The organism is Bradyrhizobium guangzhouense (assembly GCF_004114955.1).
In the GTDB taxonomy this organism is placed as follows: domain Bacteria; phylum Pseudomonadota; class Alphaproteobacteria; order Rhizobiales; family Xanthobacteraceae; genus Bradyrhizobium; species Bradyrhizobium guangzhouense.
Genome location: NZ_CP030053.1, coordinates 5,152,971 through 5,164,889 on the forward strand (window position 1 = coordinate 5,152,971; position 11,919 = coordinate 5,164,889).

Annotated in this window: 14 protein-coding genes; 1 reads left to right on the top strand and 13 read right to left on the bottom strand. The window is 64.3% G+C overall.

Going from position 1 to position 11,919, the window contains the following annotated elements:
• Positions 1–55: 55 nt before the first annotated feature.
• The 12 genes from paaE to XH91_RS24735 form a co-directional block, all read right to left on the bottom strand.
• Positions 56–1,138 (bottom strand): 1,2-phenylacetyl-CoA epoxidase subunit PaaE, encoded by a 1,083-nt coding sequence (gene paaE, locus XH91_RS24680; protein WP_128952992.1) that lies wholly within the window; start codon positions 1,136–1,138, stop codon positions 56–58.
• Between the two features lie 161 nt (positions 1,139–1,299).
• Complete coding sequence (gene paaD / locus XH91_RS24685; RefSeq protein WP_128952993.1) at positions 1,300–1,803, bottom strand: 1,2-phenylacetyl-CoA epoxidase subunit PaaD; 504 nt, start codon at positions 1,801–1,803, stop codon at positions 1,300–1,302.
• Positions 1,797–2,573: a 1,2-phenylacetyl-CoA epoxidase subunit PaaC gene (gene paaC, locus XH91_RS24690; RefSeq protein WP_164933779.1), complete on the bottom strand. Its 777-nt coding sequence runs from the start codon at positions 2,571–2,573 to the stop codon at positions 1,797–1,799. The genes paaD and paaC overlap by 7 nt, the downstream gene beginning before the upstream one ends.
• Positions 2,574–2,586: 13 nt before the next feature.
• Positions 2,587–2,874: a 1,2-phenylacetyl-CoA epoxidase subunit PaaB gene (gene paaB, locus XH91_RS24695; protein ID WP_008136594.1), complete on the bottom strand. Its 288-nt coding sequence runs from the start codon at positions 2,872–2,874 to the stop codon at positions 2,587–2,589.
• A gap of 10 nt (positions 2,875–2,884) precedes the next feature.
• Positions 2,885–3,877, bottom strand: a complete 993-nt coding sequence (gene paaA, locus XH91_RS24700) for a 1,2-phenylacetyl-CoA epoxidase subunit PaaA (protein WP_128952995.1) — start codon at positions 3,875–3,877, stop codon at positions 2,885–2,887.
• Positions 3,878–3,953: 76 nt separating this feature from the next.
• Complete coding sequence (gene paaX / locus XH91_RS24705; RefSeq protein ID WP_128952996.1) at positions 3,954–4,820, bottom strand: phenylacetic acid degradation operon negative regulatory protein PaaX; 867 nt, start codon at positions 4,818–4,820, stop codon at positions 3,954–3,956.
• Between the two features lie 87 nt (positions 4,821–4,907).
• On the bottom strand, positions 4,908–5,678 hold the full coding sequence (locus XH91_RS24710; RefSeq protein WP_128952997.1) for an esterase/lipase family protein: 771 nt from the start codon (positions 5,676–5,678) through the stop codon (positions 4,908–4,910).
• A gap of 202 nt (positions 5,679–5,880) precedes the next feature.
• Positions 5,881–7,167: a DUF445 domain-containing protein gene (locus XH91_RS24715; protein WP_128952998.1), complete on the bottom strand. Its 1,287-nt coding sequence runs from the start codon at positions 7,165–7,167 to the stop codon at positions 5,881–5,883.
• Positions 7,168–7,386: 219 nt separating this feature from the next.
• Positions 7,387–7,842 (bottom strand): phasin, encoded by a 456-nt coding sequence (locus XH91_RS24720; RefSeq protein WP_128952999.1) that lies wholly within the window; start codon positions 7,840–7,842, stop codon positions 7,387–7,389.
• A 245-nt stretch (positions 7,843–8,087) separates the two neighbouring features.
• The gene (locus tag XH91_RS24725) at positions 8,088–8,681 is read right to left on the bottom strand and encodes a GNAT family N-acetyltransferase (RefSeq protein WP_164933780.1); all 594 of its coding nucleotides are present in this window, start codon (positions 8,679–8,681) and stop codon (positions 8,088–8,090) included.
• A complete protein-coding gene (locus tag XH91_RS24730) occupies positions 8,678–9,760 on the bottom strand; it encodes an alpha/beta fold hydrolase (protein ID WP_128953001.1) in 1,083 nt (360 codons plus the stop codon). The genes XH91_RS24725 and XH91_RS24730 overlap by 4 nt, the downstream gene beginning before the upstream one ends.
• Complete coding sequence (locus XH91_RS24735) at positions 9,757–10,137, bottom strand: hypothetical protein (RefSeq protein ID WP_128953002.1); 381 nt, start codon at positions 10,135–10,137, stop codon at positions 9,757–9,759. The genes XH91_RS24730 and XH91_RS24735 overlap by 4 nt, the downstream gene beginning before the upstream one ends.
• A 130-nt stretch (positions 10,138–10,267) precedes the next feature.
• Between XH91_RS24735 and XH91_RS24740 the strand changes: the two genes are divergently transcribed.
• Positions 10,268–11,227, top strand: coding sequence for an alpha/beta fold hydrolase (locus XH91_RS24740; RefSeq protein WP_128953003.1), 960 nt, complete (start codon positions 10,268–10,270; stop codon positions 11,225–11,227).
• On the opposite strand, the gene XH91_RS24745 is transcribed toward XH91_RS24740, so the two are convergent.
• The gene (locus XH91_RS24745; RefSeq protein WP_128953004.1) at positions 11,224–11,898 is read right to left on the bottom strand and encodes a spermidine synthase family protein; all 675 of its coding nucleotides are present in this window, start codon (positions 11,896–11,898) and stop codon (positions 11,224–11,226) included. The genes XH91_RS24740 and XH91_RS24745 overlap by 4 nt on opposite strands.
• Positions 11,899–11,919: the final 21 nt, after the last annotated feature.

The window sequence follows — 11,919 nt, forward strand, 5'->3', positions numbered from 1 at the left end:
GCGCTTCTCCCGGCGAAATGTTTGCCCATGATGTTCTGCCTGATGATCAAGGCTGTCAAACGTGGTCGTAGTCGACCACGACCCGCTCGGACGACGGCTTGGCCTGGCAGGTGAGGATGAACCCGGCCTTCAATTCCCAGGGCTCCAGCGAATAATTGATGTCCATGGGAGCCTCGCCCTCGACCAGCTTGGCGCGGCAGGTCGAGCACATCCCGCCCTTGCAGGCGAAGGGCAGATCGACGCCGGCGCGCAGCGCGGCATCGAGGATCGCCTCGTCCTCCGCGACCGGCACGTCGCGGCGCTTGCCGTCGATGATCAGCGAGGCGATCGCCTTCGGCGGCGCGTCGGGCGCAACGACTTTCTTGGGCCTGGGCTTGCCGCCGAACTCGGAGACGAAGCGCTCGACGTGGATACGATCATCGGCGATGCCCAGCTTGCGACAGGTCGCCTCGATGTCTTCGCTCATGCCTGATGGACCACAGATGAAGACATGGTCGACGCTTGTCGCCGGCACCAGCGAGCGCAACAGCACCCTCACCTTGTCGCCATCGAGCCGGCCATGCAGGATCGGGATGTCCTGCTCCTCGCCGGAGATGACGTGGAAGATCGAAAGGCGGTCGATGAAGCGATCCTTCAGCTCCTCGAGCGCCTCGAGGAACATGATGTTGTCGGTCGTGCGATTGCCGTAAAACAGGAAGAAGCGGCTGTCCGGCTCGCGCGCCAGCACGCCCTTGACGATCGACAGGATCGGCGTGATGCCGGAGCCCGCGGCAAAGCCGACATGGATGCGCCCGGCCTCGGTGAGAGGGATCACACCAAAACGGCCCGTCGGCGTCATCACGTCGAGCTCGTCGCCGTGTCTCAACTCATCCGCCGCCCAGCTTGAAAATGCGCCGCCGTCGACCTTCTTCACGGCAATGCGGATCTCGCCGTCATCAGGGCCGGAGCAGATCGAATAGGAGCGCCGCACCTCCTCGCCATCGAGCATGGTGCGCAGCGTGAGGTACTGGCCCGGGCTGAAAGCGTAATCGTCGGCGAGTTCGCGGGGGATGGCGAAGGTCATCGAGACCGCGTCCGACGCTTCGCGGCGGAGGTCGTTGACGGCCAGGCGGTGAAAGCGCGGTGCGGCTGCGGACATTACAAGCACCCTAAATTTGAGCCAGAGCCGTCATTGCGAGCGCAGCGAAGCAATCCAGAAACCCGCCGCGGAGACGGTCTGGATTGCTTCCGCCTTCGCTAAAGCTTCGGCGGACAAGTCGCTGCGCTCGCAATGACGATGGGGATGGCATCGTGCGTCTCTCAATGACACTTGAAGTAATCGAAGGGCTCACGGCAGGCCTTGCAGCGCCACAGCGCCTTGCACGAGGTCGAGCCGAATTCGGACAGCAGTTCGGTCTTGTCCGAGCCGCATTGCGGACACGTCACCGTCTGTTCGCCAAAGAGTGCACGGCGTGAGTGTGAAGATTGCGGCGGCGCAATCCCATAAGCGCGCAGCTTCTGACGGCCTTCCTCGCTCATCCAGTCTGTGGTCCAGGCCGGGGACAGCACGGTCCGCACCTTCGGTTGGTGGAAGCCGGCACGTTCCAACGCGATCTCGATTTCCAGCGCGATCATGTTCATCGCCGGGCAGCCCGAATAAGTCGGGGTGATCGCGACCTCGACATGGTCGCCATCGAGGGTGACGTCGCGCAGCACACCGAGATCGGCGATGGTCAACACCGGAATCTCGGGATCGACCACGCTCGCCGCGGCGTCCCAGGCGCGCTGGCGCAGCTCGCTGTCGCGCTCCAGAACCGTCACCATGTCTGCCCCGGGAACGTGCGCTGCATCGATTGCAGCTCGGACAGCAGATGGCCGAGATGCTCGCTATGGCGGCCGGCACGACCGCCCTGCTGCATCCAGTCGTTCTCAGGCAGGCGAAGCGTTGCTTCGCTGACGACGTCGGAGAGCGTCGTCAGCCAGCGGCCGCGCAAGGTGCCGGGATCGACGGCGATACCGGCATGGATCAGCGCGCGTTCGCCGTCATCGACGGCGAACATCTCGCCGGTAAAGGCCCAGAGATGATCGATCGCCCGTTGCGCGCGCGCGTGGCTCTCGTCCGTGCCGTCGCCGAGGCGGATGATCCATTCCGAGGCATGGCGCAGATGATAGGCGCTCTCCTTCTCCGACTTCGCGGCGACGGCGGCGAGCGTCGTATCGCGCGAGGTCATCATCGCGCGCCAATAGAGGTCGGCGAACGCAGAATAGAAGAACTGCCGCACCAGGGTCTGGGCGAAGTCGCCATTCGGCTGCTCGACCAGCAGCAGATTGCGGTACTGCCTGACATCGCGCAAATACGCGAGCTTGTCCTCGTCGTTGTCCCCGCCCTCGACCTTGGCCGCGTAGCTGTAGAGCTCGCGCGCCTGGCCGATCAGGTCGAGCGCGATGTTGGAGAGCGCCATGTCCTCTTCCAGCATCGGCGCGTGCCCGCACCATTCCGACAGCCGGTGACCGAGGATCAGCGCATCGTCGGCACGGCGCAGGGCAAAGAGCACCAGCGGTGTTTCGGAGACCTGGATGTTGGCGCAAGACATCACATCAACCCCATCACATGTGCCCCACTTCCTCGGGCACCTCGTAGAAGGTCGGATGCCGGTAGATCTTCGATTCCGCAGGCTCGAACATCATGCCCTTCTCGGCGGGATCGCTTGCAGTGATCGCGGTCGACGGCACGACCCAGATCGACAGGCCCTCGCCGCGGCGGGTGTAGATGTCGCGGGCGGCTTGCAAGGCCATGGTCGCGTCGCTCGCATGCAGCGAACCCACATGCTTGTGCGCGAGCCCGTTGCGGCTGCGAATGAAGACTTCCCACAGCGGCGTGTTCGGCGTGGCCATCTTGATCTCCTTATTCCGCGGCTTGTGCGGTCTGACGCTGCGCGCGCTTGGCGGCATAGGCGGCCGCGGCCTCGCGCACCCAGGCGCCGTCATCATGGGCCTTGCGGCGCGCAGCCATGCGGTCGCGGTTGCAGGGACCGTTGCCGGCGAGCACCTGCTTGAACTCGGTCCAGTCGATCTCGCTGTAACGCCAGTGCCCGTCCGCATCCTGGGTCATGCCGGGATCGGGAATGGTGAGACCGAGATATTGCGCCTGCGGCACGGTAGCATCGACGAACTTCTGGCGGAGCTCGTCATTGGAGAAGCGTTTGATCTTCCATTTGGTCGAGGTGTCGCTGTGCTGGCTCGTCGCATCCGGCGGGCCGAACATCATCAGCACCGGCCACCACCAGCGGTTCAACGCATCCTGCGCCATCGCCTTCTGCTCGTCCGAGCCGCGGCACAGCGTCAGCATGATCTCGTAGCCCTGGCGCTGGTGGAACGACTCCTCCTTGCAGACGCGGATCATCGCGCGCGCATAGGGGCCGTAGGAGCAGCGGCATAGCGGAATCTGGTTCATGATCGCGGCGCCATCGACCAGCCAGCCGATGGTGCCGATATCGGCCCAGGTCAGCGTCGGATAATTGAAGATCGAGGAATATTTGGCCTTGCCGGCGAGCATGGCGTCGACCAGCTCTTCGCGTGAGCTGCCAAGCGTTTCGGCGGCTGCATAAAGGTAGAGCCCGTGGCCACATTCGTCCTGCACCTTGGCGAGCAGCGCGGCCTTGCGGCGCAAGGTCGGCGCGCGCGTGATCCAATTGCCTTCGGGCAGCATGCCGACGATTTCGGAATGGGCGTGCTGGGAGATCTGGCGGGTGAGCGTCTTGCGATAGGCCGCCGGCATCCAGTCGTTCGGCTCGATGCGCTCCTCGGCATCTATGCGGGCCTGGAACTGCGCAGCGCGGCCTGCGTCCTCAAGACCCCGATCGTCGGTCTCGGCCGCGTTCAGCGCCTGGGTATACATGCGCAGTCCTCCCGTTTCGTTAGGGGCAATATATAACAGAAATTACGCTATGCAAGATATTTCTGTAACATGTTGATCAGGCCTCGAACCTCCTTTCCAGGAGCTTTCGCGCTGGCGGCAGCGGGCCTTTCTCGTTGGTCCCATGGCCATCAAGCCATTGTTCGGACGGAGCAAGCAGCGCGCGATAGATCTCGCCGCAGAGTTCGCGGGCGGCCCTGCCCGGCCAGTCCGCCGGCAATAGGCTTTCGGGCAGCAGCGGATCGCGCAGCACGACGCGGCGGTAATAGTGGATCAGCAGGATGCGCGCAGTGAAAGCGTCGGATTCGGACAGCTCGGAGCCGCGCGCGAGTGCGGCGCGTAGCGGCTCGAACGTCTTCATGAATTTCAGATAGGCGTCCGCCGTGCGCTCGAGCGGCCAGCTCGCGCTGAGCAGGCGGCGCCCGCTTTCATCCTCGGCCGACACCTCAAGGCGGATGGCGCCTGCCGCCTCCTCCGGCACCGGCACGCCCGACGGCGCGACCCACACGCCCGGCAGCGGGCTGCCGAAACCGGCATTGCGCAAGGCTTCGCGCGAGGCATCACGATCCCAGCCATTGCCGATCAGCAACAGCTCGAAGCGGCCGGTCCAGTCGGAGGGCAGCGGATCGTAGATGTGACGCGTCGCGGCTTCGAACGTCTCACGGCCTTTCTCGGCGAGGCGATAAAAGCTGTTACGGCCAACTTTTTCGCGCGACAGCCAACCGTCGGCGGCAAGCCGCGACATCGCCGTGCGCACCACACCGGCATCGATGTCCAAACCCTCGAAGAAGGCCAGCAGCGTACCAAGCCACACCGAACCGCCGCGCGGCACGATGGCGTCGCCGAACATGGTGATGACGATGGAGCCCGTGCGTGACGGCTCACGCTTGAGCTGGTCGATGATGCGGGAGAGCGGATGCGCCATGCCGCAGGCTTAGCGCGTTTGGTGCGGGCGGGACAATGGACGGGTAACTGCGCTCCCTCTCCCGCAAGCGGGAGAGGCGAAGAAAGATCAGCGATGCGGATCGGGATAGGCGAGGCTGCGCCAGCCGCTGCGATCGAACGGGCGCCACTGGCTTTCCTTCTGCGCGAGGCGGTCGGCGACCGCGTAGACGACGGCGGGATGGTGGCCCATGCCGCAATGACTGCTTTCGACCTCGATGCTCTCGGTCTGCGCTCCCGTCTTCTCCATGCAGCCCTGCCAGGCGCAGACGCCGTCGGTGCGGCTGAAGATGGCGGTAGTCGGCACCGGCGGCGGCACTGCGAGCTCGCCACCGAAGCGCGGATCGACTTCGTCGGACTTCCGTCCGCTCGCCCATTCATAGACGCGCCAGGCATTGGTCGACCGGGGATGGCCGGCAAAGGGGCTGCCGAGCGTGATGACCTGACGCACGCGCTCGGGCATCATCTTGGCCAGTTGCCGCGCATAGAGGCCACCAAGGCTCCAGCCGACCAGGCTGATCTTGCGACCGTGCTTGTCGTTGAGCTCCTCGACCAGATCGACCATCGCATTCTGTACGCCCTCGCGCAGGCCATAATTGCGGCCCTGGCGCCAGCCGCTCACGGCGTAGCCCTTGGCGGCCAGAAAGGTGCGCAGCGCGCGCGTGGACTCGTCGGAGGCCACCAGACCCGGCAGCACCAGCACCGGATGCCCGTCGCCGCGCGGCGCAAGGCTCAGCAGCGGCAGCGCGCCGAGGAAAGCGCCGAACTCGTGAATCGCGCGCCCTTCCAGAAACATCAGGGTACGGGACGGCGGACGCAGCGTCTGGGCAGGAGCGGTCATCAATGGATCCCCTTGGGAAGAATTCCTGAAGAGCCCACCGGCCGCGATGCCGGCAATGGGCATGAATTCCAATACGCCGGCTTCTTGATCGTTCCGCAACGCAACATGAATCAGCTAGGCGGCCGGTTCCACACATTCAAGCGGCAGAGACGCGAGGCGACAATAGGCCCGCGCGTTAATGCTGTTGGGCGTGACGCAAAAGTCACAACAATCGGAGCAGGAATTCTACGGAGTAGAGCGCAAGACCTGCGAGTCCACCGATCAGCGAGCCGTTGAAGCGGATGTATTGCAGGTCGCGGCCGATGTTGATTTCGATCAGCGAAATCAGCTGCGCCATGTCCCACGCCTTGACCTGGTCGGAGATGAAGGTCGAGACGCCGCTCTTCTGGTCGGCGACGAAGCTGCGCAGCACCGTGACCAGGCCCTTGTTGATTTCACCGCGCAGCTCGGCGTCGGCGGCGAGTGCATCGCCCGCCGAGACGAACATGCCGGCGAGATGATGCTGCAGCACCTGCGTCTCGCCCGAAGCACTGCGCTCGATGAAGGAGCGCGTGTTGGCCCAGACCGTGCGGGCGAGATCGGCAAGCTCGGGCCGTGCCAGCAGATCGCGCTTCAGCCCATCGATGCGGTCGATATAAGCCTGGTCGGTGCCGAGCCGGTCGACGAAGCTCAGCACCATGCGGTCGAACTCGCCGCGGAACGGATGCTTGGGATCACTGCGCACCTCGTTGAAGAAGGCTGTGGCGGACGAGACGATCTTGTTCACCAGAAACTTGTCGGCGCGATAGAGGTTGAGCAGGGTCGGCAATTCCGCGCGCACCTTCTCGCGGATCATCGTCATGGTCTCGGCTCGAGTCAGCGTCTCGTGCATGATGCGCAGGAGGTCGTCGAACAGGATCTGGTGGCGTCCTTCCGCGACGAAGCCGCGCAGCGTGCCGGCCGCGAGTGGCGCGAGGTCGATGGCCTGGATCTGCGAGGACATGCGGCGGATGATGAAGGTCATCAGGCCGGAGCTTTCCGTCGCGGACACGGCCTCCGGCAGCAGTCGCAGCGCAAAGCGCGCAAGATCATCGCTGCGCTTGCGATCGCGCAGCCAGTCGGCGACGAACGAGCCGAAATCGATCTCGTTCAGCTTGGCCTCGACCGGACCGGCCTCGAGGAAATGAACCTGGATGAACTCGCCGAGCTTGTCGGCGATGCGGGCCTGGTTGCTCTGGATGATCGCGGTATGCGGGATCGGCAGGCCCAGCGGCCGCTTGAACAGCGCCACCACGGCATACCAATCGGCGAGCCCGCCGATGGTCGCGGCCTCCGCGAAAGCGGCGATGAAGCCGAACACGGGGTGCACCGGCAGCAGCCATTTCGCGACGATGAACAGCGCCAAAGTCGAGGCCAGCACCAGCGTCGCCAGCGCTTTCACGCGGCGCAGCTCGGCCGCGCGTTCGGCGTCGCCGGGACTGTCGAAGGAGAAGGTGGATTGAATCGCCATGATACAAACTTAGCGTGCCGATCCCCGTGTGTCCCGGACGCGGTGCAGTGCGAAGCGATGCGCCGCAGAGCCGGGACCCAGCAAACCGATGGACCCCGGATCAGCAGTGCACCACGCCGCAAGAGCGGCGCGCTGCACTGCATCCGGGGAACGCAAGAGACAAAACAAAAGGCCCGCCGAAGCGGGCCTCAAATTTCAGTTTGGTCTCAGGGAGCCAGATCAGGCGGTCTTGTTGTAGACCTTGGCGAAGTTGTCCTGAGCGGACTTCGCACCGTTGGCGGCGAGCTTGCCGAGATAGTCGGTGGTCGCCTTGGCGCGCGAGACGAACGCTTCGCCGCGGGCGCGGAGCAGGCTCGACTGGATCTCGACGGCTTCGCTGAACGACTTGGCGGATGCGAGCTGGTCGATACCGGCGAAGAACGCCTGGGCGTCGTCGTAGATCGCCTGCTGGATGTTGCGGCTGATCTTGCCGGCTTCAGTGACGGACTCGGTCACCGCGTTCTCGACGGCAGCGGTCACGCGCTCGGAGCCGGCGAACACCTCGGCAGCACGGTCCTTGGCGGTGTTGGCGGTCTTCTTGACGAATTCGCGGGCAGCCTCGGGAACTTCCAGGTTCTGGATGTTCTTGAAAGCGTCTTTGAAGCCCTCGAAGGCAGTGTTGGTTTCGGTGGTCATGGGGTTCTCTCCATCCTCATTGGGTTGAGCTATGGGCTCACCCCGTCCTCGATGGCCCGGGGTACCGCCTATATGGCATAGTTAATTGTGCGATGCAATATTCATGTTGCATCGCGATATCACGAATTCGTGATCAGCCCGATCTGGAGGCAAACCGCTGCCTTTCTGGCCAACCGCCTACTGTGCATGGGGTTGTTTTCGAGTTTTCAGTGCTGGACGGCGCCCTCTAATGCTGGACGGCGCCTTTAGTGCTGGACGGCGCCCGGCAGCCCATAGGCCTCCATCTGGGCCTGGACCTGCGCGATGTTGTGGCCGAGCACGACGATGTCGTGGGTCTTGCCGTCGACGTCCCGGACATGGTCGCGGAGCAGCGCCTCGGCCTTGAAGCCGAGGCTCTCGAACAGCGCGATTGCCGCCTGCTGGTCGACGGTCATCTGGACCGAGAGCTTCTCCAGCCCGGCCCCGAGCGCGAGCGCAAAGGTCTCCTGCGACAGCGCCTTGCCGACTCCCTTCCCGCGCACGTCCTGCGACACTACCATGCGGATCTCGCCGACATGGGGCGACCAGGAATGCGGGTCGCGCACCAGTGTGCCGCAGCCGACGACCGTGCCACCCCTGACCGCGAGCAGGCTCTGAATGGCGCCACGCGCGATCTCCTTGACCCAGGCCGACAGCACCTTCGGCTCGCTGATGTTGCGCGGCAGGAACAGCAGGTCGTGGGTCGGCAGGCCCTGGCCGAAGGCGAGCACGGCCGCTTCATCGGCTGGCGACATCAGGCGGATCTCGATATCGCCCGCGTCGGTCCTGACGCGACGCGGATAGGAACGCTGCTCACTCATGTCGATCTTGTCCCCAGCCAGGAATCCAGTTTCGGCCACAGCCGCTTGATGGCGTTGGCGCCGGCGACCAGCGAGACGTGACCGCCTTTCAGCATCACCTCTTCCTTGTCCGCCGAGCCGATCTTGGTGATCAAATGCTTGGCCGCGTCATAAGGCACGATGTGATCATGCTCGGCGACCGCGTGCAGGATCGGCACCTTGATGGCCTCGAGCTTCGCTGGCCGCCCTCCGACCGACATGGTGTCGTTGTAGAGCTTGTTGTCCCACATCAGGTCCTTGGTGATGGTGCGGAAATATTCGCCCGCCAGCGGCAGCGTGTCGGTCGCCCAGCGGTCGAACATCCGGTAGGACTTGACGAACTCGTCGTTCCAGATGTTTTCCCAGAGCTGGATCTGGCTCGCGGCGCGCGAGGCCGGACGCAGCATCTCGAACGAGGACAGGATCATCTCCGGCGGCACGTTGCCGACGCTGTCGACGAGGCGGTCGACGTCGAAATAGCGGCGGTCGGAGAAATTGGAGAACAGCTTCATCTCGCGGAAATCGATCGGCGTGGTGAAGCAGATCAGATTCTTCATCGGCCCGTCCGGGAAGATCGAGCCGTAGAGCAGCGACAGCACCCCGCCGAAGCAATAGCCGATCACGGAGACGTCCTGCTCGCCGGAATCGGCCTGCACGCGGCGGACGCAATCCGGAATGAAGTCGAGGACATAGTCCTCCATGCGCAGGCTTCGCTCCTCCGGCCGCGGCGCGCTCCAGTCGAGCATGTAGACGTCGTAGCCGCGTCTCAGCAGGAACTCGATGAAGCTCTGCCCGGGCACGAGATCGAGGATGTAACCGCGGTTGGTCGTCGCCATCACGATCAGCACGGGCACGCGGTAGATCTCGTCCGACATCGGCCGGTAGTGGTAGAGGCTCATCGTGCCGCGCGAATGCAGCACGTCCTTCGCCGTCGAGCCGAGCGCGGGACCTGAGGTCGAAAAATATTCCACACCCTTGATGCTGCGCTGGATGGCGCGCTGCACCTCGGCCTGGATGCGCTCCGGGATCGCCGCGAAATCAAGTCCCGTCGTCGCGTTCATTTTGGCCCTCCGCCTTCAGGCGGCGGGCGTTTGGTGCGCGGCGGCCGCGGAGCGGCATCGATCGGCGATCCGCCTGACGCCGCCGACATCTGGCTCAGCATCGACCTGATCTCGCCGATCTGCCCTTCAATGGCTTGCAGGCGCTCGGCGATGCCGGTCATCTGCTCGCGGCTCGGCAGGTTCATCGAGAGCAAATACTTCTCCATGAGATCGCCGAACTGCTTCTGAGCACCTGCAGCAGCGCCGCCGGCCCGATTCATGGCCTGGGAGAATTCGGGCGTCTCCATCGCCTTGGTGGCGAAGGAGTTGAAGCCCTTCTCCATCTCGCCAACCATCTTCTGCCACAGGGCGACAGGGTCGGTGATCTTGTCGGTCATCGGCGTCCTCCAGGTCACGAGGGCTTCTTACGCCCTTCTTTTGCCGCCATACCACACCGTTGCGACGGGCCGGTCAACGGCTAAGCGACAGGGCGATGTCGCACGCACGGCTTCTTTGCGACGGCAAACCATGCGATACAATTCGGACCTGCCACGAGGGAACAATCCGGTGAACGCCTCCGCCCATCAGCCGCCGCAGACGGTCCGCGCCAACGGCATCGACATCTGCTACGAGATTTTCGGCAACGACGATGCCGAGCCGCTGCTGCTGATCATGGGGCTCGGGGCGCAAATGATTCATTGGGACGATGCGTTCTGCGAACAGCTCGCCGCCCGCGGCTTTCGCGTGATCCGCTTCGACAACCGCGACATCGGACAGTCGAGCCATCTGACCGGCGGCAAGCGCCTGACACCGCTCGAGCTGCTCAAGCTGCGCTTCCTCAGGATTCCGGTCGCCGCAACCTACAAGCTGATCGACATGGCCAAGGACACGGTCGGTCTGATGGATGCGCTCGGCATCAAGTCGGCACATCTGGTCGGCGCCTCCATGGGCGGCATGATCGCGCAGGAGGTGACACTGTCGTTTCCGCAGCGCGTGCGCTCGCTGACCTCGATCATGTCGACGACAGGCAATCCGCGCGTGCCCCCGCCGACTCGTGAGGCTGCCGCCGTGCTGATGGCCCCCCCGCCGCGCAGCAAGGACGAATTCATCGCTCGCTACGGCCAGACCTGGAAAGTGTTGCGCGCCGGCTCCTTTCCCGAGGAAGAAGCGCTCGATCCAGGCCGCGCCGAACGCGTCTTCGCCCGCGGGCTCAATCCGGCCGGCGTCGGCCGGCAGCTCCGCGCGGTGCTCGCCTCCGGCAGCCGCAAGGAGCGGCTACATGGCGTGAGCACGCCGACGCTGGTGATCCACGGCACAGTCGATCCGCTGGTGCGCCTTGAAGGCGGCAAGGACACGGCGGCGTCAATTCCGGGCGCAAAGCTGTTGATGATCGAGGGCATGGGCCACGCGCTGCCGATGCGGTTCTGGCCCGAGATCATCGGCGCGATCGACAAGCACGCGCATGGTGCCGCGGCGAAGGCAGCTTAAGCTTTCTTCGCGATCCAGATCACGTGGCGCGCGCCGCCGCCCCTGCCGGTGGCGCGCACATTGACCTCGTTGACATCGAAGCCGGCACGACCGAGACGTTTTGTGAACGCGGGGTTCGGCCCCGACGACCAGACAGCGAGCACGCCGCCAGGCCGCAGCGCCGCCTTTGCCGCCGTCAATCCGCGCGCACTGTAGAGCGCGTCATTGCCCTTGCGGGTCAGCCCTTCCGGCCCGTTGTCGACATCGAGCAGAATGGCATCGAAGGCCGAGCTTCCCGCGCGGATGATTTCGCCGACGTCGATCTCGCGGATGCTCACCCTGGCATCATCGAGACTGTCGCCGAAGACCTCCACCATCGGACCTCGCGCCCAGGTGACGACCGCAGGCACTAGTTCAGAGACTACGATCTTTGCCTTGCTGCCGAGCACGGCGAGCGCAGCGCGCAGCGTAAAGCCCATGCCGAGGCCACCGATCAGAACGGCTGGCTTCGTTATTTTCTCGATCTGTTTGGCCGCAAGCGTTGCGAGAGCTGCTTCGGAGCCCGACAGGCGGCTGTTCATCAGCTCGTTGGTGCCGAGCTTGATGGAAAACTCTTTGCCCCGCCGCATCAGGCGGAGCTCCTCGTCGGAGCCGGGGATTTTGGCGGTGTCGAGCTTTTCCCAGAGAATCATGGGGGACGTTTAGCACGATTA